Annotated in this window: 17 protein-coding genes and 1 pseudogene; 14 read left to right on the top strand and 4 right to left on the bottom strand. The window is 71.1% G+C overall.

Annotated features, from left to right (window positions below):
* Positions 1-6 precede the first annotated feature (6 nt).
* Complete coding sequence (locus WMF28_RS10765) at positions 7-2,208, bottom strand: serine/threonine protein kinase (protein WP_437602084.1); 2,202 nt, start codon at positions 2,206-2,208, stop codon at positions 7-9.
* 133 nt (positions 2,209-2,341) lie between these two features.
* On the opposite strand from WMF28_RS10765, the gene WMF28_RS10760 reads away from it, so the two are divergent.
* From WMF28_RS10760 to WMF28_RS10745, 4 genes are all read left to right on the top strand, one after another.
* A complete protein-coding gene (locus tag WMF28_RS10760) occupies positions 2,342-3,253 on the top strand; it encodes an SIMPL domain-containing protein (RefSeq protein WP_437602083.1) in 912 nt (303 codons plus the stop codon).
* Between the two features lie 238 nt (positions 3,254-3,491).
* Positions 3,492-4,166, top strand: a complete 675-nt coding sequence (locus WMF28_RS10755) for a hypothetical protein (protein WP_437602081.1) — start codon at positions 3,492-3,494, stop codon at positions 4,164-4,166.
* Positions 4,167-4,196: 30 nt separating this feature from the next.
* Positions 4,197-5,093 carry a tRNA1(Val) (adenine(37)-N6)-methyltransferase gene (locus WMF28_RS10750; RefSeq protein ID WP_437602080.1) on the top strand — a complete coding sequence of 299 codons (897 nt, stop codon included), beginning with the start codon at positions 4,197-4,199 and terminating at the stop codon, positions 5,091-5,093.
* Positions 5,094-5,120: 27 nt separating this feature from the next.
* Positions 5,121-5,435 (top strand): PhzF family phenazine biosynthesis protein, encoded by a 315-nt coding sequence (locus tag WMF28_RS10745; RefSeq protein ID WP_437602079.1) that lies wholly within the window; start codon positions 5,121-5,123, stop codon positions 5,433-5,435.
* A gap of 20 nt (positions 5,436-5,455) precedes the next feature.
* Here the strand turns inward: WMF28_RS10745 and WMF28_RS10740 are convergent, their stop codons facing one another.
* Complete coding sequence (locus WMF28_RS10740; RefSeq protein ID WP_437602077.1) at positions 5,456-6,148, bottom strand: hypothetical protein; 693 nt, start codon at positions 6,146-6,148, stop codon at positions 5,456-5,458.
* Positions 6,149-6,299: 151 nt separating this feature from the next.
* Between WMF28_RS10740 and WMF28_RS10735 the strand changes: the two genes are divergently transcribed.
* The gene (locus WMF28_RS10735; protein WP_437602076.1) at positions 6,300-6,740 is read left to right on the top strand and encodes a nucleotide triphosphate diphosphatase NUDT15; all 441 of its coding nucleotides are present in this window, start codon (positions 6,300-6,302) and stop codon (positions 6,738-6,740) included.
* Between the two features lie 214 nt (positions 6,741-6,954).
* On the opposite strand, the gene WMF28_RS10730 is transcribed toward WMF28_RS10735, so the two are convergent.
* Positions 6,955-7,317 carry a hypothetical protein gene (locus tag WMF28_RS10730; RefSeq protein WP_437602075.1) on the bottom strand — a complete coding sequence of 121 codons (363 nt, stop codon included), beginning with the start codon at positions 7,315-7,317 and terminating at the stop codon, positions 6,955-6,957.
* Between the two features lie 1,183 nt (positions 7,318-8,500).
* Here WMF28_RS10730 and WMF28_RS10725 point away from each other — a divergent pair.
* The 8 genes and pseudogenes from WMF28_RS10725 (at position 8,501) to WMF28_RS10690 (ending at position 16,979) form a co-directional block, all read left to right on the top strand.
* Positions 8,501-9,418 (top strand): hypothetical protein, encoded by a 918-nt coding sequence (locus WMF28_RS10725; RefSeq protein WP_437602074.1) that lies wholly within the window; start codon positions 8,501-8,503, stop codon positions 9,416-9,418.
* Between the two features lie 64 nt (positions 9,419-9,482).
* Positions 9,483-9,896 (top strand): annotated as a pseudogene (locus WMF28_RS10720) (DUF6531 domain-containing protein); the annotation flags it as partial.
* Positions 9,897-10,268: 372 nt separating this feature from the next.
* The gene (locus WMF28_RS10715; protein ID WP_437604398.1) at positions 10,269-10,772 is read left to right on the top strand and encodes a hypothetical protein; all 504 of its coding nucleotides are present in this window, start codon (positions 10,269-10,271) and stop codon (positions 10,770-10,772) included.
* A 19-nt stretch (positions 10,773-10,791) separates the two neighbouring features.
* Positions 10,792-11,085: a hypothetical protein gene (locus tag WMF28_RS10710; protein WP_437602072.1), complete on the top strand. Its 294-nt coding sequence runs from the start codon at positions 10,792-10,794 to the stop codon at positions 11,083-11,085.
* Between the two features lie 669 nt (positions 11,086-11,754).
* Positions 11,755-12,597, top strand: a complete 843-nt coding sequence (locus tag WMF28_RS10705) for a metal-dependent hydrolase (RefSeq protein ID WP_437602071.1) — start codon at positions 11,755-11,757, stop codon at positions 12,595-12,597.
* Between the two features lie 16 nt (positions 12,598-12,613).
* Positions 12,614-13,894, top strand: coding sequence for a flavin-containing monooxygenase (locus WMF28_RS10700; RefSeq protein WP_437602070.1), 1,281 nt, complete (start codon positions 12,614-12,616; stop codon positions 13,892-13,894).
* A 231-nt stretch (positions 13,895-14,125) separates the two neighbouring features.
* Complete coding sequence (locus WMF28_RS10695; protein ID WP_437602069.1) at positions 14,126-15,619, top strand: protein kinase domain-containing protein; 1,494 nt, start codon at positions 14,126-14,128, stop codon at positions 15,617-15,619.
* Positions 15,620-15,728: 109 nt separating this feature from the next.
* On the top strand, positions 15,729-16,979 hold the full coding sequence (locus tag WMF28_RS10690) for an ATP-binding protein (RefSeq protein WP_437602068.1): 1,251 nt from the start codon (positions 15,729-15,731) through the stop codon (positions 16,977-16,979).
* Between the two features lie 80 nt (positions 16,980-17,059).
* Here the strand turns inward: WMF28_RS10690 and WMF28_RS10685 are convergent, their stop codons facing one another.
* Complete coding sequence (locus WMF28_RS10685) at positions 17,060-18,664, bottom strand: glycoside hydrolase family 43 protein (RefSeq protein ID WP_437602067.1); 1,605 nt, start codon at positions 18,662-18,664, stop codon at positions 17,060-17,062.
* A 664-nt stretch (positions 18,665-19,328) separates the two neighbouring features.
* On the opposite strand from WMF28_RS10685, the gene WMF28_RS10680 reads away from it, so the two are divergent.
* Positions 19,329-22,583 carry a beta-propeller domain-containing protein gene (locus tag WMF28_RS10680; protein ID WP_437602066.1) on the top strand — a complete coding sequence of 1,085 codons (3,255 nt, stop codon included), beginning with the start codon at positions 19,329-19,331 and terminating at the stop codon, positions 22,581-22,583.
* Positions 22,584-23,257 lie beyond the last annotated feature (674 nt).

Genomic DNA, 23,257 nt, shown 5'->3' with positions numbered 1-23,257 from the left:
CGACCGTCAGCCGGTGACGCGCCCCTCGATGATGCCGCCGTCCGCCGTGATCGCGACGACCACCTCCGAGTCGACGAACAGCGACACGACCGGGCCGACCCAGGCGTCGTTCTCCCAGACGCACTCCCACGTCCCCGCCATCGGCGGGATGCCGCCGCGCCGCACCCAGATGCGCCCCGCGCTGCCGGCCCAGGCGCGGCCCTCCGCGTCGATCGTCGCCGCCGACAGGGCGCGCCGCGGCTCGATGTGCTCCGTGAAGACGCTCTGCCCGTACCGCCAGACCACGCTCCCGTCCGCGCCGACCGCGATGCCCACGCCGAGATCGGGCCGCCCGGCGCACGCGACGAACGCCCGCGCCGGCGGCGCGGGGAGGCGCTCCATGTGCCAGTCGAGCGGCGCGTAGAGCGCGACGAGCCCCTCGCCCGTGGTCGACCGGCCGACGAGCAGCCACCGCTCGTCCTCGACGCGCGCGACCGCGGCGAGGAGCGCGACCCCCTCGGCCGGCATCGGCCGCAGCCAGCGCTTGGCGATGAACGCGTGCAGGAGCGGCCGCGGATCGTTCGGCGTCGTCGAGACGAGGATGCCCATGTCCTCGAGGTCGCCGCTCAGCGCGACGTGGCTCTGCGGCTCGCCCGGCAGCTGGAAGACGCCCGTGACGCCGCCCGTCGTGTACACCGCCAGCGTCGAGGTGTCGCCGCCGAGCAGCCAGCGGCCGGGCCCGATCCGGTGCACGAAGCGCACGCCCTGCGGGCTCGGGAGGCCGCCGGACGACGCCTCGCTCCAGCTCGTCCCGTTCCAGAAGAGCAGCCCGCCCGTCCCCGCCGCGAGGCACCGGCCGTAGCCGTCCCAGGCCACGCTCCGGATGACGGAGTCGAGGCTCGGGTGGTGGAGCACGCTCCACGTCCAGCGCTCGACGATGAACGACGACTGCCGCGGCGGCGGCTCCCGGCTGGCGCGCGGCGGCGCGCTGATGAGCTCGGCCTCGATCGGGCGGTCCGTGCTCGGGCGATCTGCGCCGCGATCCGAAGCGCGATCCGCGGCGTCGCCCCTCGGCTGGCGCGGCGAGAGCAGCGTCTGGCCGAGCTCCCCCTTGAGCTGCGCCGGCGCCTTCACGTGCGTCGCGGGGAGGGTCATGGGCGCCATCTCCTCCTGGGCGCGCGTGCGCTGCTCGCCCGCGCTCGCCACGATCCGCTGCTCCAGCGCCGAGACCGGCGAGGCGGGGCGGAGGTACGGCGAGAGCATCGCGGCCACGGCCACGGCCTCCTGGAGGCGCTCCTGCGCCTCGCCGGCGGACGCCCAGCGGAGCGCGAAGTCGATCGACTTGCACGCCTGGTCGTTCCCGCGCAGCGCGGGGTGGAGCCACCGCGTATCGAGGAGGCTCCGGCGCGTGCGCGCCATCGCCGCCATGAGCGCCTGCGCCTGCGACTCCGCGACGATGAACTGCTCGCCCGTGAGCAGGAAGAAGATGACGGACGCGAGGTTGAAGATGTCGGTCCACGGGCCGATCGTGCTCGGATCGGCGGACAGCATCTCCGGCGGCGCGACCCCGGAGCTGCCGACGACGCCGGCCATGATCGTCTCGCGGATGCCGCGCGGCCGGGCCATGCCGAAGTCGCTGATCTTGAACAGCTCGTCGTCGCCGGAGCCGCAGCACAGGATGCTCTCCGGCGTGAGCTGCCGGTGGATGACGCCCACGTCGTGCACCGCCGACAGCCCGCTCGAGATGCACTCGATCGCGCGCGTCGCGCGCGCCGGATCGAACGCGTGGCCCGTGGCCTGGATCGTCCCCTGCACCCGCTGGCGGAGCGTCACGCCCTGGACGCCGCCGTGCACGTACTCGATCGTGATCCAGGGCAGGTCGAGCGTCTTCGTGCCGCGGCGGACCTCGAACGTGCCGGTGTCGATGAGCCGGACCACGAAGGGGGTCGGGGGGACCTGCTCGTTGAGGCGGCCGAGGGACACCGCCTCCTTCTTCACGATGACGGCCGCCGACGGACCCATCTGCCGGAAGAGCGACGGCCTCAGGACCTTGACGACGACGGGGGTCTCGCCCTCGGGGGCGGTGCGGACCGCGTAGTACGAGACGAACATCGCCCCGGCCCCGGCCCGCGACACGATCCGGTAGCCGATGCTTGGCGAGAGGTCGCTGGGGATCGTGGCCCCCTGCAGACCTCCGAGGGCCTCTTCATCGCTGGGTATTGTGAGCACGTGAACGACCATAGCGCACCCGGCGCGCCGTGGAACAGCTTGCCGAGGGGGGCAATGCGGCCCCCTCGGGCATCCCCCGCGCGGCGCCCGGCGCGCCCTGTAAGGCGGCGCGGGCGTCGCGCGTTGCACGGGGATGAAGAACCAGAGCTCTCTGTCGCGCCGGCTGTGCGTCGCCGCGTTCCTGCTGTCGACCGCGCCCCTGCTCGCCGCGTGCGCGGCGCAGGCGACGCCGCCTCAGGCCGTCGCTCCGGAGTCCCACACCATCACGGTCGTCGGCCGGGGCGAGGTCAGCGCGAAGCCCGACGTCGCGCGCGCCCAGATGGGCATCGAGGTCATGGCGCCCACCGTGGCCGAGGCGACGAAGTCGGCCGCGGCGCGCATGACCGAGATCATCGCGGCGCTCAGGCAGGCCGGCGTCGCCGACAAGGACATCCAGACCAGCAACTACTCCATCCAGCTCGTGCGGCGGGCCGACGTGCCGCCCTGGATGCTCCCCCCGCAGCCCCTTTCGGCGCCCGCGGTGGCTTCTGCGCCGGCCGCGGCGCCCGCGGCGCCCGCGGGACGAGGGCCGAAGCCGGCGCAGAAGCAGCCGGCGCCGCCCGATCTGGCGCCTGCCCAGCCGGCGCCGCCGGCCCAGCCGGCGCACTTCTATCAGGTGAGCAACACGGTGATGGTCGTCGTGCGCAACCTCGATCAGGTCGGGGCGGTGCTCGACGCCGCCGTGGCCGCCGGCGCGAACAACGTGTGGGGCATCTCGTTCGGCCTCGACAAGACCGATCCGCTCGAGGCGCAGGCGAGGGAGAAGGCGATCGCGGACGCGCGGGCTCGCGCCGAGGCGCTCGCCAGGCTCCAGGGCGTCTCGCTCGGCCGCGTCGTCGCGATCAGCGAGATCGTCGACCAGGGCCCGATCCACGCCCCCCGCCTCGCTGCCGCCTCGTACGCCGCGGACATGGGCACCCCCGTCTCGCCCGGCGAGGTGTCGTTCGGCACGCAGGTGAAGGTCGTCTACGCCATCGAGAACGCGCCGGCGAGCCCCCGCAAGTGATCCCCCGGCGCAGCCCTTCGACTCGTCGCGCCGGCCCTCACGCGGGTGGTGGGGTCATTTGAACATGAAGGCGGGAAGAAGATCATCAATGATCTTCCCGCCTTCATGGGACATCTCTCTCGGCAAATGCCCCCCTCACGCGCGCTCGCAGCTATACCCAACCGCGCGTCACCCGGGCAGATAGAGTTCCAGCGACCGGCCCTGACCCCACACCCCTCCGCCCCTCGACAGCGCCATCATGACCGCTCCCCGCCGCCCTTCCCTCCTCCGCGCCGCCGCCCCCTCGGCGCGCCCGCGCCTCACCGCCGCCGTCGCGCGCTCGCTCGCGGCGGCGGCGCTCGCCGCGCCGGCCGCGGGCTGCCTCGTGATCTCGCCGCCGGAGTACGACCACCCCGAGAAGACAGCGCCGGTGCTCACCGCGGTCTTCCCTCCGCAGCACATCCCCATCCACGTCCACGGGCTGGACGCCGCCCAGGATTTCGGCGCGACGGTGCTGTCCGAGGACAACGGCGATCCCGTCCTGGTCGCGCTCTACATCGATTACGGCCGGCGCAGCCGCAGCGGGGACCCGTTTCGAAGGCGCCTGAGCCTGCACGACGTCACGGCGGGGACCATCGCCGGCGGACCGCGCCCCATCCCGGTCCCGTGGACCAACGAACGCCTGCCTCTCCCGACGGACGGGGTGACGCCGGAGCAGGAGTGCCACACCATCACGCTGATGGCGTCGCACGCCGTCAACCGGTGTTTTTGCCCGGCCGATCCCGAGGACATGAGCTCGCTCACCTGGCAGCTCATCAACTGCGACCCGAACGACCCGGGGTGCCCCGAGTCGTGTCCAGCGCTGGACTGCAGCACGACCCCGTGCCTGTTCTGCGATGACCCCGAATACCACGAGGGGTGCACGGATCCCTGAGGGCGCGGCGGCGTGGTACATGGGGGTCCGATGATCGCCCCGCCTGACGTGCAGCTCGACGCCCAGCCCCCCTCTGCGCCGCGCGGCGGGGTCGTCCGGCCCGCGCGCCGGCCGCCTGGATGGATCGCCCCGGGGCCGCGGCCGGAGACGCCGCCGGACAGGCCGGAGGTATGGCCCGCCCCCGGCGAGGACCTCTGCTACCTCTCCGGCGACTTCCGCATCCTCCAGCGGCTCGACGGGCACCGCTGGTCGGCCGACGACCTCGTGACCGCGTGGTTCGCGGCGGAGCGGGTCGCGCACGCGCCCCCGCGCCGCGCTGTCGACCTCGGCTGCGGCATCGGCACGGTGCTGCTGTTCACCGCGTGGCGCTTCCCGGACGCGCGCTGCGCGGGCGTGGAGGCGCAGGAGGTGAGCGCGGCGATGGCGCGGCGCTCGGTCGCGTGGAACGGGGTCGACGCGCGCTGCAAGGTGCGCCTGGGGGACCTGCGCGATCCGGCGTCGGTCGAGGGGCTCGGGCCGGCGGAGCTCGTGACGGGGACGCCGCCGTACCTGCCTGTCGGCACAGGCATCGAGTCCGATCGGGTCCAGCGCGGCCCGTGCCGCTTCGAGCACCGCGGCGGCGTGGAGGACTACTGCCTCGTGGCGGCGCGGCTGCTCGCGCCCGGCGCGCCGTTCGTGGCCTGCGCGTCGGCGCGGCAGCGGGGGCGGGTCGAGGCGGCGGCGGCGGCGGCGGGGCTCGCGCTCGAGGCGTGGCGCGACGTCGTCCCGAAGGAGGGCAGGGCCGCGCTGTTCTCGGTCTATGCCCTGCGCCGCGCCGGGGACGCGGCGTCGTGCCGCGACGAGGCGCCGCTCGTGCTGCGCGGCCCGGACGGGCGCTTCACGGAGGAGCACAACGCGCTCCTCCGGACGATGGGAATGCCTGTGTGACGACGGGTCCGCGCACCACGGTTCTCGGTGATCTCCAGCTCGATCCAGCCGCCGTCGCGGCGAGAGGCGGTGGAGGTCGCGCTCTGCGGGCACGCCACGCTCGCGAGCGCGCATGTGCTCTGGGAGGCAGGCCAGCTCGCGCGCGACGAGCAGGCTCGCTTCTCCACGCAGAGCGGCCTGCTCACCGCCTCTCGCCGCGACGGCGGCTGGATCGAGCTGGATTTCCCCGCGAAGCGGGAAGAGAAGGCGGATCCTCTCCCGGGCCTCACACAGGCGCTCCGCGCGGAGCCGAACATCCGGGGCGAGGGCTCTCTCCCTTCGGACAGCCCTCTTGCCCGCTGATCCGCGCCTGGCGCCGAGGGTCAGCTCGGCTGCGACACGAGCGGCAGCGACATCGTCTGCGCCCGGAACAGCGGCTGTCCGTCGCGCGAGAGGAGCGCCTCCTTCGCCGGCTGGCCCGCGGCCGCGCGCGGCCGTGCGGGGCGCGCCGGTCGCGCCGGCTTGTCTCCCGGCTCGGGCGCAGGCGCAGCGGGCGCCATCTCGACCGGCGCCTCCCATGCGTTTCGGGTCCCGCCCGCCTCGTTGGCCTGGAAGAACACGGCGCGGAGCGCTCTCCCCTCGACGTCCGTCTCGACGGCCATCATCCAGAACCACGGCCCATCCGGCTCGGCTTCCTGTCCGAGGAACGAGAAGGTCATCTGTCGCGGCTCGCTGCGCCGGTTGTGCTCGCTCCGGGCGGCCTCGAGGTGTCTCTGCGAGGGTTTATCGGCCGGCCCGCGGTACACGCGCACCGCGATCCCCTCGATATGGGGCATCAGGTACAGCCCGTCTCGCTGCACGGTCAGCCACGGGTGTTTTCCGCCCTCCGCCAGCCTGCAGAGGGCATGACCGAACCGCTCGTGCGCTTTGCAGCCGATGCCCCAGCTTGTATCGCCCTCTTCGCGGTTCGCCTCGCTGAACGCCTTGTTGCGGACATTGACCGCCGTCTGCGCCAGCAGGACGAGCCGGCTCTGCTCAAGGACGGGGTTCAGCTCCCAGGGAAGGGCGGCATCCATCGGACCTGCACGCTACGCATGTTCACTGAAAAGTCAATCACCTCTCGCCCCACCGCCATGCCCCCCTGAAACCTCCTGCACATCGACGACCGCAGGCCTCCCTGTGCTACAGCGCCCGCGCCCGCGCTTGCGCGCGGCCCGGAGGTATTCTGTGGGATTCCCCCCGATCGTCGGAGCTCCCGCCGCGGATCGTCCGCTGGTGGGCGTAGGTGTCATGCTGGTGCGCGATGGCCGCGTGCTCCTCGCGCGGCGGCGCGGCAGCCACGGCGACGGCAGCTACTCGTGGTGCGGAGGCCACCTCGAGCTCGGCGAGTCGTTCGAGGCCTGCGCGGTCCGCGAGGTGCTCGAGGAGAGCGGCCTCGTCGTCAACAAGCTCTCGTTCTTGTGCCTGAGCAACATCATCGCCTACGGCAAGCATTACGTGGACATCCAGCTCCTCGCCGAGGAGTTCGAGGGCGAGCCCGAGGAGCGCGAGCCTCACAAGATTGCCGGCTGGGGCTGGTATTCCCTCGACGCTCTCCCCGAGCCGCTCTTCCGCCCGGTGGAGCTCGCGATCGCGAGCTATTGCAGCGGCCGCCGCTACAACCCCTGATCCACCTGGCCGGCGCGGGGCGCCGCCGCCCTGCGCCGGGCCTCGTCAGCTCCAGCCGCAGCGCGTCGCCGCAGCGCAGGTCACCCGCCTCCGAGCCGCGCCACACGTTGCCCGGGGCCGTCGCCTCCACCCGCGACTCTCCTCGCGCGCTCGTCGATGAGGCGAGCCGAGCCAGAGGCGCGCCGCACCGCGCGGCCTTCGCCACGTCGCTATGTCAGCCCAGGCGCAGCGCCACGAGCGCCAGGCAGCACAGGATCGCCAGCACCAAGACCGCCGTGCCGAGCCACGCCAGGCCCGACCTGCGCCTGGCGTCTTCGCCCTCCACGACCATCGCGCCCACCCACGCTTCGTTGGCCTCTTGCTCCAGGGCTTCCATCGCGTCCGCCTCGGCCATCATCTTCGCGAGCTCCGCCCGCACGTCCTCGCCCCACGCGATCCGACAAAGCAGCGAGCCGCGCGCCTGCGCCCGCGCCAGCCTCCGGAGCTGCTCCTCCCGCGCCTCCGGCGTGGTCGAGCTCCACACCGGATCGACCCACGGAGGCAGGAGGCGGGCCGGCGTCTCTTTCGGTGATGTCATCGCTCACTCTCCACACGGCGACTGCGTCGCGAAGTCCCAGCAGCTCCCCTCGCTCCCCGGCGCTCCGGCGTTCTCCGGGGCTCCTCCGGGCCGGCGTCGCCGCCGGTGCCGGCTGTGCCGGCCGCGAATTGCACCGCCGGTGCTTCGCTCGGCATCACCGCATACGCAAGGCCTACGGCATAGCCGCCCCGCCTGCCACCGCCCGCGCCACCGGGGCCGCCGGCGCCACCCTTTCCGCCGTCGCAGCCGGCTTTGCTGGGCGGTGTTGTCGACGCCGTCCCGTCGAGGGCGCCATTGCCGCCGGTAGCTCCATTTTGCCCCGCCGCCCCGACGCCTCCGTTATCGCCCTTCCCCACCGCGATCGTCACCCCGGTCAGCTTCAGCTGGTTGCCCAGGCTCACGATCCCGAGGCTCGAGCCGCTTGCCCTCCGCCGCCTCCCTTCCCACCGCAGCCCCCGGCCCCGCCGCCCCCGCCGCTGGCCCCACGCCGTCAACGATGTCCGATCCGACCTTGCAGAACAGCCCGACCTTGGCCCCGCCGCCACCACCTCCGCCTTGATCTCGGCCGCCGTCTGCCCCTTGTCGGCGACGGCGTACACCGCCGCCATGCCGCCCTGGCCGAGGAGCCGCTCGACGCGGAAGCGCCGCACGTGGCACCGGAGCGGCGTGGACCGTCATGGGTCCTGGGAGGCAGCTGGCTGCCTCCGGGGCATCGATCCCGATCCCGGGGAGGCAGCTGGCTGCCTCCGGAGCATCGATCCCGATCCCGGGGAGGCAGCTGGCTGCCTCCGGAGCATCGATCCCGATCCCGGGGAGGCAGCTGGCTGCCTCCGGAGCATCGATCCCGATCCCGGGGAGGCAGCTGGCTGCCTCCGGGGCATCGATCCCGATCCCGGGGAGGCAGCCGGCTGCCTCCGGGGCATCGATCCCGATCCCGGGGAGGCAGCTGGCTGCCTCCGGGGCATCGATCCCGATCCCGGGGAGGCAGCTGGCTGCCTCCGGGGCATCGATCCAGGTCCAGAAGAGCAAGTTGGTGACGTTGACGTCCTGACCAGGGTGACTATCCCTGGATGACCGCCCGGCGCGCGCCGGACGATCTATCGAATCCAGCGCGGGGGACAGAGAGCACGACAGGGTGCTCTACGCCTCTCCGCGTCCGACATCGACGAGAGGTGGTCCCCTCATGGTCAAGCCTTCTGCTCCGCTCAAGAAAAAGCCAGCTCCCAGGAAGCCCGCTGCGCCGCCCCAGGCGGCGGCGGCGTTCGACAGGGCCGCGCCCGACATGGACGCGCTGGAGCGGCACGCGCTCATCCCCATCAACATCGATATCCCCCGCGCGGTCTCCCAGGTGCTCGGGGTGCTCCCCGGCCTGCTCGCCCTGCGCCCCCTCATCGCCGAGCGACTGCCGACGCACGATGTCGGGCTGGTCGACCGGCTGGAGACCTACGCGCTCGCCGCCTGGGTTGCTCACCTCGCGTGGCTGTCCAGCGGAGGAACTCAGAACGGGCTGAAGCCGCTCGTCGAGGAGGCGGCGCCGCTGCGCGCGAACCTCCTCGGCGACGCGGAGGCCCTGGCCCGCCGCGGCTTGCTCGACGCAGAGACGGTGGCGGACATCCGGACAGGGAACGGTCACATGGACACGGCCAACGACCTCGTCGCGCTCTCGGCGCTGTTCAGCGGCAGCTGGCCCGAGATCGCGGGGAAGACCGCCGCGACCGAGGAAGAGGTGAGGCGCGCCGGCGAGCTCGGGCCGCAGCTCCTCGCCGCCCTCGGCGTGAGGGAGCACGGCGCCGCCCCGAGCCCGAGCGACGCCGCGGACAGGAGGGCGCGCGCGTTCACCCTGTTCGTGAACGCGTACGACCAGACCCGCCGCGCCGTCGCCTACCTCCGCTGGAACGAAGATGACGTCGAGACGATCGCGCCGTCCCTGTACAAGGGCCGCGGCGGTCGCGGGGCGTCGTCGAGCGACACCGACGCCGCGCCGCAGGTCGCTCCGCCGGCGCAGCCGGGCGCGGCGGCGCCCGGCGCGGCCGCACAGGCGCCGTCCGACACGGCGGCGCCTGTGCCGTCCGACACGGCGGCGCCTGTGCCGCCCGGCTGAGCCACCGCCGCCGCTCCACGCATCGGTCGCCCCCGCGCCGCCGGCAGCAGATACCCCTGTCTCCATGGCCCGTACCGCCCGTGCCGAACATCCCCCCAATCCCCGGGATGAACCCCGGCGTCTTCGTTCTGGGAGGAGGCGGCGGGGCCGGCGGCAGCGGCGGCCCGGGCGCCGGGGGGGGCGCCGGGGGCCAGGGGGCCGGCGGGGACAGCGCGGGCGGCGGGGGCAAGAGCGCGCCGGATCCAACCGGTATCCGGAGTGCGGGACGGTCTCTCACCCGATCGATGTCGTCACCGGGCGGGTGTTCACGCACGCGATCCCGATCTGCGATCTGCCAGCTCCACTGCCGCTCGTGTGGGAGCGCTCGTACAGCGCCGCGATGGCGGATCGCGACGCGGGGCTGGGCCATGGCTGGGGCCACAGCCTGGGCTGGGAGCTCGAGGTGCGGAGCCATCGGGTCCGGGTGTGGACGGGGCTGGGCACCGCGGTGGACCTGCCGAAGCCCGCCGAGGGCGAGGCCGTGCTCGGCAAATGCTGGCCTACAAGCTCGCGCCAATGCCGACGTTGCGAATCGGTCAAGCTACCGCACCTGTGCGCAACAAGCGCGAGCGACATTCGACGCCCTCAATTCACCCCAGGGGCAAGCGGCGCTGGCGCAGCTGGACTCCAACCCTGGCTTGACAGCGGTCAACATAACCGCTTCGACTCAGTCAAAGGCGCGAATTGCCTCGCCAGGTGGCGCTGGGCCACGTCAGCAACTATCCGCAGAGACGTTCGCGAGAGTACACCGGCTCCCCGGAGCGGGAGACCGAATCCATATACAGACATCCTACCCCAAATGATCGAACCTATGAAAACGAGCGCGACCTGTACACTGAACGCCGAATTCGAGGCAACCAAAACAAATATCGCGACCCGTGTTCATCCTCGACGTTGGCAGACCATTCACATTTCCGTGCATGACCGAGTGGCAACCGAGGCAAATTTCGACGCTCGTGCTGTCGCTTGCGAGTACGCGGAGCTCCTGCAGTTGCAGACAGAGCAGCTCTCGTACTTTTGCCAGACATGCCGCAGCGCCGCAGAGGATGCCTGTATGACTATTGCGGAGTTTGATGTCGTCATGTCTGGCCGCCAGATGCCTCGTGACGTGACCACCGAACTGGCGACGACATGGCTTGGTCAATTTGGCGAGGGGACGGTTTTCTTGGTCAATGGAAACGTCTCGACATCGACGACGCGCGACAAATACTTCGACCATCTCAATCGCAGTCTGTTTTTTACCGATCGTGAGGCTGGCGTGCTCGCGGTGTCACCCGCGCGCTGTGGCATCTACTGGTCTGCCGAGAATTCATAAACATTGAAACGAGATCTGCTTGGACATACGCGAGCACATCGCCAATCTTTATTCCAGCGGCAAAGCCATGAAACCTCTCCACATAGCTCCCCTTCAGCCTCTCCGTGTCCCAGCCGACTGGCGAATCGTGATTAACAATCTGTGCGAGATCGATCCGAGCACCATGAACGATCCGAGCGACGAACGGTGGGAGTACTTCGAAGAAGATATGTTCTCGGCGCGGCACGACCATTATCAGGTCGCGGTGGACGTGGGGGTGGTATCCGGCACTGAGCCCAGACGGCAGCTATCGAGCGATATTTGTTGCCGATGACAATTGGGACAGCCCTCTCAACGAACTGGTTGCGCGGAGCCTTCAGGCGGTCGTGCTTTGGCTTGAAGAGCGGATGGCCAATCCCCAAGCCCTTCGAAAAGGCCGAAGGGCGTGAGCGTCGGAGCGGCTCGTCGACGAGCGCGGCGAGGTGGCCTGCGAGCTCCGGCGCGAGGCGTTTCCTGCCAAAATTGGCGAAGTATCCCGGGAAGCGAGCGAAGAGATCGTGAGCCTGTATGGCGAGTACAAAGAGCCACTGAGTCCAACATAATTTCAAGCGCCACCTCATCCCCCGGACCTCTCCGCTCGCCCAGCACAAGCCCTGCCATCCCGGTCCGGACGGCGACCGACACGGCCCGCTTCCTTGCCCTGAGCATGCAGGCTCCCCCGCAATCTGGATCACCGCAGAGCCGCCCCGCGATGCCAGAGGGCGCCCCGCGCACGCCCGGTGGAGCTCGCGCTTGCGAGCCACCGAGCCGCCGCAACAACCCCTGGCCCCACCCGCCCGACGACGTGCGTCGCCCGCGACACTATTGACTCCCGTTCAATAGCTGATATCAACACGGATCGGCGCCCGTACCCTGAGCTGCGCCGCGCTGCGGCGCGCCCGGGACCGGCTCCTCCGGCCCCTCGACCGGCACCGGAGGGCACCTCGGGAGGAAGGAGAGCTCGATGATCACCGACCCGTCGCCCCTCAGACCGCGCAAGCCGCCCGTGGCGTTCGAGCAGGGCCTCACCCGCCACTGGCTCGGGGGCCAGGCGCTGCCGACCCACGTCGCCAACGCCGTCAACCTGCTGTTCCCCGCGGGCGAGCGCTTCTTCATCCGCAGCGTCGCGCGCTACGCCGACCGCGTCGAGGACCCGGCGCTGCGCGCCCAGGTGAAGGCGTTCTTCGGGCAGGAGGGCCACCACGCCAAGGCGCACGAGCGGTTCTTCGACCTGCTCCGCGGGCAGGGCTACGAGATCGACCGGTTCCTCCGCGCCTACGAGCGGGTCGCCTACGACGGCATCGAGCGCGTCTGCTCTCCCGCGCTGCGGCTCTCGGTCACCGCGGCCCTCGAGCACTACACCGCGATCATGGCGGAGGACGCGCTCCAGGAGGGGACGCTCGACCTCGCCCACCCGACCGCGAGGGCGCTCCTGCTCTGGCACGCCGCCGAGGAGATCGAGCACAAGACCGTCGCCTTCGACGTGCTGAAGCTGGTCAACCCGAGCTACGCCCTGCGCATCCTGGGCTTCGCGCTCGCCACGGTCACCCTCTCGATGTTCTGGCTCGCCGCCCTGCTCGTGCTGCTCGCCCAGGAGCTCCCCCGCCGCGGCGACCGCGGAGAGCGCGGAGCGTGCGGGCCGCTCGGATCGTCGACAGAGCGACTCCCGCTCACGAGGCGCAGGTCCGTCCTGAAAGGCGTGTTCCTCCGCGGCATCCGCGAGTACGTGCGCCGCGACTTCCACCCTTCCCAGAACGACAACATCCACCTCGCGAGGGCCTACCTCGCCGGGATCGGCGTCTCCTGAGCGCCGGGCGGACGCCATGAGCGGTTACGAGCACAAGCACGCGATCATCGGCGCAGGGTTCTGCGGGCTCGGCGTCGCTCGGGCCTTCAAGCGGAGCGGCATCCCGTTCGACGTCTTCGAGGCGGACGACGACGTGGGCGGCAACTGGTACCACGGCGTCTACGAGACGGTGCACATCATCTCGTCGAGGAGGACCACCGAGTCCCCCGACTTCCCGATGCCCGCGGACTACCCCGATTTCCCGAGCGCCGCGCAGATGCTCGACTACCTGCGCGCCTATGCCGAGCATTTCGGGCTCCGGGAGCACATCGCCTTCCGCACGCGGGTCACCCGCGTCGCCCCGCGGGGGGACGGCCGCTGGGAGGTGACCCTGAGCGGCCCGTCGGGCGGCGAGACGCGCATCTACGGCGGCGTCGTCGTCTGCAACGGCCACCACTGGGACCCGCGCATGCCCGACCTCCCGGGCACCTTCAGCGGCCAGCTCATCCACGCCAAGCACTACAGGAGCCCGGAGGAGCTCGCCGGCAAGCGGGTGCTCGTGCTCGGCGGCGGCAACTCCGCGTGCGACATCGCGGTCGAGGCGTCGCGGTTCGGCGCCTCCTCGCACATCAGCCTGCGCCGAGGTTACTGGTTCCTGCCGAAGATGATGCTCGGCGTCCCCACCATCGAGCTGCTCAAACCCTGGATGCCGCCCTGGTTCCAGCGACGTTTCGTCAAGAGCCTGGTCCGGCTCTCCGTCGGCCGCTACGAGCGCTACGGGCTCCCCCACCCCGATCACGAGCCGTTCGAGCGGCACCCGACCCTCAACTCGGAGCTGCTCTATCACCTCCGGCACGGCAGGATCACGCCCCTCCCCGACATCCGGCGCGTCGAAGGCGACACCGTGGAGTTCGCCGACGGGGCGCGCGAGCGATTCGACCTCATCGTCGCCGCCACCGGATATCGCGTCAGCTTCCCCTTCCTCGCGGACGGCGTGATCGCCTGGAAGGACGGCCTGCCCCAGCTCATCGACGGGATCGTCCCGCCGAGCCACAAGAACCTTTACGTCTTCGGGCTCGGCCAGCCGCGCTACGGCGCCGGGCCGCTGATCACGGCGGGCGCCGATCTGCTCTGCACCATGGTGGCGACGCAGCAGCAGCTCAAGCACCCGCTCGGCGCGCTGCTCGCGCGGATGCACCGCAGGCCCCCCCGCACGCTCCTCCAGGACCCTTTCCAGGTGCTCCGCGCAGTCCGCATCAGCAAGCGGCTACTGCCGAGGCTGCCCCGGCTGGAGCCGATCCTCATGCGAGACGCCTAGCCGTGCTGGCGCGCGCCGCTCGGCGCGAGGGACCAGCCGCGCTGAGCAGCGTGGCATTCCGACACACCCTCGACATCGTGCTTGACGCCGCGCGGACGCGTGCACAGCGATGGCGGCGGACGTGACGCGCCCGCGGCACGTCCACCAACAGTCGCGTGCACGCCGCTTCGCAGCTGCAGCACGTGTCGCTCTTCGTTGATAGGCATGAGCAGGGCACGTATCATGCGCTCTATGACAGACGCGGCGGACGGCCCGCCCGGCTTCAGTGCCGGAAGCGAGAATGGCGGCGATCCCCCGGCGCCGCTCGTGCACGACGTCGTGGATACGCTGCCGGGCGTCGACACCGTCGTGCGCGACCGATCTCCCGTGCGGGTCGAGCCGCCCGTCGAGCGGCCCGTCGACAGCTCGACGCTCAGCGACGAGGACCTGGCGCTGGCCGCCACGCGCTCGAGCATGCACGAGGGCGGAGGCCACGTTCAGGTGCCGCCCGATGGCACTTTACTTGGAGGCGTCTATCGCATTCGCGGCCGCCTCGGCGAGGGGGCCATGGGGGTCATCCTCCTGGCGCGCGACGAGCAGCTCCAGCGGGACGTCGCCATCAAGCTGCTCCGGCCGGAGCAGCTCGACAACGCGCAGATGCAGGCCCGGCTGCTCGCGGAGGCGCGGGCGATGGCGCGCGTCCACCACCCGAACGTCGTCGAGATCCATGCGTTCGGGGAGTACGCCAACGCCCCGTATTTCGTGATGCAGTACGTGCCCGGGGTCACGCTCGACACCTACGTCCACAGCAAGGGCGGCCGGCTCGTCCTCGACGAGGCGCTGAGCCTCCTCGACCAGGTCTGCCTCGGCGTCTCGGCGATCCACGCCTCGGGCATCGCCCACCGCGACATCAAGCCGAGCAACATCCTCGTCGGCCAGGCCCTGCGCGTGGTGGTCGCCGATCTCGGCCTCGCGAAGCGCATCCCGCGCGGCGATCGGATCGAGCTCGCCTTCTCCGGCACCCCGGCGTACCTGGCGCCCGAGGTGGCGCTGGGCCGGCACCTCGACCCCGCGCTGCTGCCGCGGATCGACGTTTACGCCCTCGGGGTGGTCGCCTACTACCTGCTCGCCGGCCGCCTGCCTTTCCAGAGCACGAGCACCGTCGATCTGGTGATGCAGCACGCGGTTCAGCCGCCGATCCCGCCGAGCGAGCTCTGCCTCGACCTCCCCGCGTCGTTCGACGCGCCGGTGCTCGGGGCGCTGGCCAAGGAGCCCGAGGAGCGCACGGCGAGCGCGGAGGCGCTGCGCGAGGCGCTCCTCGACGCCCGCGGCGCCATGCCGGCGTACACCCGCGCGACGCGCGTCCTCGTGGCCGACGACAGCCCGTCGTTCCGCAGCTTCCTCGTCAGCGTCCTCGCGCAGGCGCTGCCCGGCGCCGTCATCGAGACCGCGCCCGACGGCACGACGGCGCTCGCCGCCATCGAGGCGAACCCCCCGTCGCTCGGCGTGTTCGATCTGGACATGCCCGGCCTGGACGGCATCTCGCTCACGGCGGCGGTGCGGGAGCTCCCGCAGGGGGACTTCCCGATCGTCGTGGCGACCGGGACGGGGGGCGCGGCCGACTGGCAATGCCTGTCGCGCCTCGGCGCCTCGGCGTTCCTCGTCAAGCCGTTCGACGCCGGGCAGCTCATCACCCTGGCGCGCGCGCTCGTGGGCGTCGCCGACGAGCAGAAGCGCCGGCAATGAGGTTCAGAACGAGGACCATGACCACGGCGCCAGCGCGGGCGCCGTGGCGCGGGGCCTGTCGGCGCGAGATCGCCGATGGCCCGCGAGGTCGGCGGCGTCGAGGCTCCTGATGAACGACAGCGAGATCAAGATCCTTCTGGTGGATGACGACGAGGTCGATCATCTCGTCACGCGCAGGCTCCTCCGCGAGGTCTCCCGGACCCGCTACGACGTGACGTGGCTGAGCACCTCGGACGAGGCGATCGAGGCGCTGCTCGCCGGCGGCTACGACGTCTGCCTCCTCGATTTCCGGCTCGACGCCCGCACCGGCCTCGAGGTCGTGCACGAGGCGAACCGCCTCGGCTGCGCGATCCCCATCATCATGCTGACGGGGGTCGGCGACGAGGAGATCGACATGGCCGCGATGAGCGCGGGCGCGGCGGATTACCTCATGAAGGGGAGGTTCGACGCGCAGGTCCTCGAGCGCACGATCCGCTACGCCATCGAGCACAAGCGGAGCCAGCTCAAGCTCAAGCAGTACGCCGACACGCTGGAGGAGAGCAACCGGCAGCTCCTCCAGATGCACGAGGAGCTCGCGGCCAAGAACACGGAGCTCGTCCGGCTGAACGAGGAGAAGAACCGCTTCGTCGGCATGGCGGCCCACGACCTCAGGAACCCGCTCGGCGTCATCCTGGGTTACAGCGACTTCATGCTGATGACCCACCGGCGCGGGGAGCCGTCGTCCCTGCTCCGGGAGGGCGGGGTCGAGATCATCGAGATGATCAGGAGCTCGAGCAAGTTCATGCTCTCGCTCATCAACGACCTGCTCGACGTGTCGATGATCGAGCTGGGCAAGCTGAACCTCGACCGGAAGAGCACGGATATCGTCCAGCTCGTCGAGTCGAACGTGGCGCTCAACATGGTGCTGGCGGGGCAGAAGAGCATGAGGCTCGTCGTCGAGAGCGACGAGAAGGTCCCGCGGGTCGAGGTGGACGTCCACAAGCTGGAGCAGGTGCTCAACAACCTGATCAGCAACGCCATTCACTACTCCCCTCCGGGCAAGGCCATCCGGGTCCGGGTCGAGGGCGCCCCTGCCGCCGCGGGGCCCGGCGGGGCCGAGGCCGAGGTGATCCTGTCGGTCCAGGACGAGGGGCCCGGGATCGCGCCGGAGGACATCGGCAAGCTGTTCCGCCCGTTCGGCCGGGCCAGGACGGTCAGCACCGGCGGAGAGCGCTCGACGGGGCTCGGGCTCGCCATCGCGCAGCGCATCGTCGAGGGGCACGGGGGGCGCATCTGGGTGGAGAGCGTGCTCTCGAAGGGGGCGACGTTCTTCGTGGCGCTGCCGATGGCGGCGTCGGTGGGGGGCGAGGCGGCGGCCTGACGGGAGACGCAAGGAGCGCTCGGCCGGGTGGCGGGGAGCGAGATCCGCGGGGTCCGCTCCGCTCAGGACACCGACCGCGCTCAGGGCTTCTGCGGGAGCTCCGCGTAATCGAGGTAATCGAAATCGGCGGAGAGGCTCTTTCCCGTGAGATCATGGGCGCACAGCGCCGCGAAGGCGCCGGTGAAGCCCATGCCGAGCGAGGTGCGCTCGTCGGACAGGAGCGACGCGTCCAGCACCGGCCCGAGCGCGTCGAAGCGCTCGCCGTCCTCCGAGGACGAGAACTGCAGCTCCTTGCCGGAGAGCTCGAAGCGGAGGTGGAGGCGAGGGGCGGAGAAGGCGACCGGGCGCGCGAGCCAGGTCAGCTTCCCGTGCTCGCTGCCGAGGAGCGCGATCGAGCGCCCGGCGCTCTCGTCGTGGCTGAGCAGCGCGTAGAAGAAGTTCTCGTCGTCGTACAGGGCCATGAGCCCCGCCATCTGCTGGAACGAGGCCGGCTCGAACTCGAGGCAGGTCTCGACGCGGCAGCGGAGCGACTGGATGCGGCGGCCGACGACGCTCTGCCGGTGCAGCGACTGCGGCGACTCGCGGCCGCGGATGCGCAGGTGGCCGGGGCGCTCGCGCAGCGACACCCAGCTCTCGTCGGGCACGTCGCGCAGCGCCTGGTACGCGACCCCCAGCGCTCCCCGGTCGAAGTGGTCGCGCGCCGGGGCCTCCTCGAAGGGGTGGTCCGGCAGCCGGGGCGCCGGCACGCGGACGGCGGGCGTGGCCGGGCGCTCCGCGTCGAGCGCGAGCCACCCGTCGTCGGTCCAGCGCACCCGCTGCAGCGCCGTCTCGCGGCCGAGGACGCAGCAGCGGCGCTCGCCGGGGAGCGGCCGCCCGCACAGGTGGGCGAGGTACCACTCGCCCGTCGTGGTCTCGACGAGGGAAGCGTGGCCGGCCTTCTGCAGCGCGAGGCCCGGGTCGTGATGAGAGGTCAGGAGCGGGGCGCTCGGGTCGACCTCGTACGGCCCCTCGATGCCGCGGGAGCGCGCCATGACCGCGGCGTGCTCGTAGCTGGTGCCGCCCTCGGCGACGAGGAGGTAGTAGTGGCCCCCGCGCCGGTAGAGGTGCGGCCCCTCGGTGAGGCGGCGGCCGCTGCCGGAGAAGATCCAGCGACGCTCGCCGACCAGCCGGCGCTGCTGCAGGTCGAGCTCCTGCAGCACGATGCCGGGGAACTGGTTGTTGCCGGGGCGATGGTCCCACACCATGTTCGTGAGCCACGCGCGGCCGTCCTCGTCGTGGAACAGCGACGGGTCGAAGCCGCCGCGGTTCAGGGCGACGGGCTCGGACCACGGCCCCTCGATGCGGCTCGCGGTGACGTAGTAGTTGTGCGCGTCCACGAAGCCGTGGCCCCAGGACTTGACGTCGGTATAGACGAGATAGAACACGCCGCCTGCGTGGGAGAGGCAAGGCGCCCAGATGCCCCCCGAGCGAGGGTTGCCGAGCAGGTCGAGCTGGGAGCGGCGGTCCAGGGCATAGCCGATGGGGTTCCAGTGGCGGAGATCGCGGCTGTGGTGGAGCCGCACGCCCGGGAACCACTCGAAGGTGGAGGTCGCAATGTAGTAGTCCTCGCCGACCCGGACGATGGAGGGATCGGGATGGAAGCCCCGGAGGACGGGGTTCTCGATGAATCTCGGTTCGTTGGTCATCGCTTTGGCCGTGGTGCTCGGAAGTGAAGTCGGTGCGGTTCGACACGGCCACGCCGGGGAGGCGCGGGGCGTCGCGCGCTGGCCATCTTGCAGCGGGCCGGCTGTCCAGCGCAACGGAACACGGCTGGCCGAGGGAAGATCGATGTCGCGTCGACCCGCGGGTCACCGGCGCCGCGCGGCGGGACTCAAGTCAGGGCCGCCCCGCCTTGGGTGTGGGCATGCGGCTCCCGTGTGAGCACGGCGGCGCTCCACTCCGCCCCGGTCCGCCCAGCGCCGCCGGACATCCGCCCCGACGCCGTCCTGCGTCACGTGAAGATCCGCGTTCGCCTCCGTCCTGTCACCGCGTTCCGCGTTGAGCGCGTCCTCCAGAACGTGGATAATCCGCGCGATGCAACTTCACGGTCCAGGGTAGCGCGAGGCCGCGAGGACCAGGGCGATCGCGGGCTGCGCCGTGCCGGACGCGTCCTCGACCACTCGACCGGAACTCGAGGCGTCGTCGCCCATCGACCGGGACGTTCAAACCGCGGGTCACCCGTGTAGGACACATCGATGTGCGCAGGCTCAGCACCTCGCGCGAGGTGCTGAGGAGGAGTAGGCAGTGGCGAAGAGAGCTTTGTTCAGAGGCGTGCTATCGGCGCAGGCCAGCGTGATGGCCGCGCTCCTCTTGCTGTTAGGACAGGGATGCGGGGGCGACGAGAAGCAACCCGAGCCCCAGGAGCAAACCCCTCCGGAAGAAGAAGAGAACGAGAACCCACCGCCCGAGGAGGAGGAGCCCGAGCCCCAACCTCCCGACGAGGAGGAACCCGAGGAGGAGGAACCCGAGACCCCGGAGGGGCCCAGCGAGTTCACGTCGGCCGACGATCCCTTCACCGAGGGGTACCTCGGCGAGGAGGAAGAAGAGGAAGAAGAGGAAGAAGAGGAGGAGGAAGAAGAGGGTGGCCGCGATATCGAGGAAGGTGACATCTACCGCGTCCTCGGCGGCGGGCAGCTCCTCAACCTCAACCCCTACCGCGGCCTCCAGGTCATCGACATCCAGGACCCGTCGAGCCCGAAATTCCTCGGCCAGCTGCAGATCGCCGGCACCCCGGTCGAGATGTACGCCGTCGGCGATCGCGCGGTCGTGCTCCTGAACGACTGGGCCGGCTACCAGCTCAAGGCCGATGGCCTCACCGTCGAGCGGCGGGCCGGCGGCACCGTCCTGTTCATCGACATCGCCGACCGCACCGCGCCCAAGCTCCTGTCGCAGTACCCGGTCACGGGCTCCATCATGACGAGCCGCCTCGCGCGCGGCACGAGCGCGACCTCGCTCTACATCGCCTCGAACGGATCGGAGCTCGCGGAGATCGCCCCGGGCCAGTTCCAGTGGGTCAACAAGACCCTGGTCAGGAGCTTCGATGTCGGCGCCGACGCGCTCGTCGAGCGCCCCGGGATCGAGCTCGGCGACGCCGTGACCGCCATCCACGCCGAGGCCGACGTGCTCCTCGTGGCGCGCAACAATCTCAGCTGGTCGCAGGAGATCAGCGAGATCTCGATCATCGACATCTCGAACACCGACGGCTCCATGGCCCTGCGCGGCAGCGTCAACACGGCGGGCTACGTGCGCTCCCAGTTCCACATGGACTTCCGCGACGACATGCTGCGCGTCTTCTCCGGTCCGAGGTGGGCCGACGGGACGCCCAGCCACCTGGAGACGTTCGACGCGTCCGATCGCGACGACATCGCGCCGATCGACAGCGAGGACTTCGGCGGCGAGCAGTCGCTCTTCGGGGCCATCTTCATGGACGACAGGGCGTTCGCGGTCACCTACCGGCGCGAGGACCCGTTCCACGCCTTCTCCATCGATCCGAGCGGGAACGTCGTCGAGGAGAGCGAGTTCATCGTGTCCGGGTGGAACAACTTCTTCCGCCCCGTCCTCGGCGCGACCCGCCTGATCGGCATCGGCGTGAACGACACGAACGGCCGCCGGCTCGCCGCCAGCCTCTACGACATCACCGATCTGACCAGCGCGAACCCCCTCGTGGCGCGCGCCGAGGTCGACAGCGCCGCCGACGGCTGGAGCTGGTCGGAGGCCGACTGGGACCATCGCGCGTTCACCGTGCTCGACGACGCGGTGGAGGCTGTGGCGCCGACCGGAGAGGCCGAGACAGGCCTCGTGCTGCTCCCGTTCTCCGCGACAAGGACCGTGGACAACTACCGGCGGCCGTTCTCCGGCGTGCAGATCTTCACCTTCTCGGACACCACGCTGACCCGCCGCGGCCTGATGGAGCACGGGACGCCGGTGCGCCGCACGTTCCGCGCCGAGGAGATCGCCACGGCGAACGTGTCCGACGAGCAGCTCACCCTCTACGCTCAGGACGACCTCGACACCACGACCCGGCTCGGCCAGCTCGAGCTCGCCCCGGACTTCACGAAGGTCTTCGCCTTCGGCGACCACCGCGTGCGCATCAAGCTGCCGTACGACCTCTACTGGACTCCCCAGGAGAACCGGAAGATGAAGGCCGAGGTCGTCCCGAGCACCGGGCTCACCCAGCTCGTGGAGCCGGTGGCCGCCTTCGATCTGCCGCTCGGCGCGCAGCTCTACCAGGTGGGCGACCTGCTCGTGTCGCTGACCACCACCTTCGAGAACTGGGTGGGCAAGGTGGCCCATATCCAGGTGATCGATCTGTCCGATCCGACCGCGCCGCGGCAGGCCGGCACGCTCGATACGAGCGACCTCCCCTCGATCGGCAGCTACTACGGCGGGGCGAGCTCGTTCTCGACCGTGCACCCGGGGCGCGATGCGCTCGCGTTCCTGCGCGTCATCGGCCACACCGAGGATCTCGGGGTCGGCTGGGCGTGCCGGACGAACTCCATCCAGAACCCGACCTGCTTCGGGCAGGAGGGCTGCACGTACACGGCCGGAGAGCGGATGTGCCGCAGGATCGGCAGCGACGAGTACTGCAACGGCGGGTTCGCCGAGTGCACGGACCACGTCGGCGCCGACACGACCTGCACGCCGATCGAGGTCGACCGGAACGACATTCCGGGGGTCACCTCGACCTACTGCTACGAGTACGTCCCGCGCCGCACCTGGGCTCAGATCGAGATCCACGTGCTCGACCTCTCCGACCCGGACAGCCCGACCGTAAGGCCGGCCCTAACGCTGCCTGACAACAGCGAGACGGTGAACGTCCTCAACGACAACGGCGAGCTCTACTTCAACATCAAGCGCTCGGTCGGCGCGCCGGACGACCCGCGGCCGCACACGCAGTACTTCCTCACGCACCTCGACCTGTCCAACCCGTCGCAGCCCGCGCTCGACCCGGGGATCAACGTGCCCGGGGAGATCCTCGCGATCCAGGGCGACTCGATCTACGCGAGGGACAGGGTGTGGGGCCAGCAGTTCATCGAGACGGCGATCGCCCGGCTCGAGCTGCACCAGGGGCTCGCGTACCTCCAGGAGTACCAGCAGTTCCCGAACCGGCAGGTCAACGCGATCTCCATCGACGGCCGCGGGCTGCCCGTCCTGAGCCACAGCCTGATCTGGCGTCCGGGCTACGGGTGGTACAACGGCTGGGATCCCAACCAGAAGCTGACCACGCTCTCGCCGGTGCCCGCGGGGGAGACGCCGCCTCCGCCGCCGGAGAACGAGAACCCGACGACCCCCGAGTTCAACCAGCTCTCCACGGTCCGCCTCGCGTCGTGGGCGTCGCTGCGCCACACCGCCGACATGCGCGCGCTCTTCGAGGTGCCCGGCGGCGTGCTGGCGATCTCCCTGGAGCAGCCGGAGGCGCCGAAGGCGCAGGCGTTCTTCCAGACCTGGGGCTGGCCCGAGAAATTCGTGACCAGCGGTGAGGAGGTCCTCTTCGCCGCCGGCCGCTTCGGGATTCACCAGCTCGACCGCGAGACCGTCAACCTCGTCCCCTACCTGGGCGAGTAGCCGGACGGCCGGCCCGGGCGAGCGCGCCGGGCCGGCTTGCCGCGACGGCGTCGCGACGCTGCGGCCCCGTCATCCATCGCGGCCGCGTCCTCCACCTTCCCGATTCACCCTCCAGCGGCCCGCGCGGATCACCCAGGTCCAGGCGGAGGAAGCGATGCACGCCCACGCCGACGGCGGGGGAGGCGGTGAGATCCGGTTTCGCGGAGCGCCGGACAACGCTATGGAGGAGCCCCATGGCCGAGCAAAACACAGCGGAAAACGGGGCGGGGCAGCCGGAACACGCGGAGCCCGTCGAGGAGCGCGCGCCGGACCAGAGAGCGACCGAGACCGCCGGAGGGGCGGCGGAGGGCAGCGCGGCGACGTCCCCCGACGGCACGGCGGCCCCCGCGACGACGGGTGCAGCAGCAGCCCGAGCGGGCGTTGCGGACACGGCGCCCGTTGCCGCAGCGCCAGCCACCGCAGCGCCTGCTCGCGCGCGGCCTCCGCGGGTCATCGACATGCGACGGCCGCGCACGCCGGCGCCCGCGCAGGAGCCGTCGCCGCGGCCCCCGGCACGCCCAGGGGAACGTGGATCGGACGAGCGTGGAGCGCGCGAGCGCGGGCCGGTGGAGCGCGGCCCTCGCGACGGCCGTGCGGTAGGCCCTCGCGACGGCGGCGCGACAGAGCACCGCCCG

It is taken from the genome of Sorangium sp. So ce590, assembly GCF_051521365.1.
Taxonomy (GTDB): domain Bacteria; phylum Myxococcota_A; class Polyangia; order Polyangiales; family Polyangiaceae; genus Sorangium.
This window is presented reverse-complemented; position numbering and strand designations above follow the sequence as displayed.

Excerpts from the sequence above, each read along its gene's own strand:
- WMF28_RS10760 (WP_437602083.1), top strand. The coding sequence starts at position 2,342 with ATGAAGAACCAGAGCTCTCTGTCGCGCCGGCTGTGCGTCGCCGCGTTC.
- WMF28_RS10755 (WP_437602081.1), top strand. The coding sequence starts at position 3,492 with ATGACCGCTCCCCGCCGCCCTTCCCTCCTCCGCGCCGCCGCCCCCTCG.
- WMF28_RS10750 (WP_437602080.1), top strand. The coding sequence starts at position 4,197 with ATGATCGCCCCGCCTGACGTGCAGCTCGACGCCCAGCCCCCCTCTGCG.
- WMF28_RS10740 (WP_437602077.1), bottom strand. The coding sequence starts at position 6,148 with ATGGATGCCGCCCTTCCCTGGGAGCTGAACCCCGTCCTTGAGCAGAGC.
- WMF28_RS10730 (WP_437602075.1), bottom strand. The coding sequence starts at position 7,317 with ATGACATCACCGAAAGAGACGCCGGCCCGCCTCCTGCCTCCGTGGGTC.
- WMF28_RS10725 (WP_437602074.1), top strand. The coding sequence starts at position 8,501 with ATGGTCAAGCCTTCTGCTCCGCTCAAGAAAAAGCCAGCTCCCAGGAAG.
- WMF28_RS10715 (WP_437604398.1), top strand. The coding sequence starts at position 10,269 with ATGAAAACGAGCGCGACCTGTACACTGAACGCCGAATTCGAGGCAACC.
- WMF28_RS10705 (WP_437602071.1), top strand. The coding sequence starts at position 11,755 with ATGATCACCGACCCGTCGCCCCTCAGACCGCGCAAGCCGCCCGTGGCG.
- WMF28_RS10700 (WP_437602070.1), top strand. The coding sequence starts at position 12,614 with ATGAGCGGTTACGAGCACAAGCACGCGATCATCGGCGCAGGGTTCTGC.
- WMF28_RS10695 (WP_437602069.1), top strand. The coding sequence starts at position 14,126 with ATGACAGACGCGGCGGACGGCCCGCCCGGCTTCAGTGCCGGAAGCGAG.
- WMF28_RS10690 (WP_437602068.1), top strand. The coding sequence starts at position 15,729 with ATGAACGACAGCGAGATCAAGATCCTTCTGGTGGATGACGACGAGGTC.
- WMF28_RS10685 (WP_437602067.1), bottom strand. The coding sequence starts at position 18,664 with ATGACCAACGAACCGAGATTCATCGAGAACCCCGTCCTCCGGGGCTTC.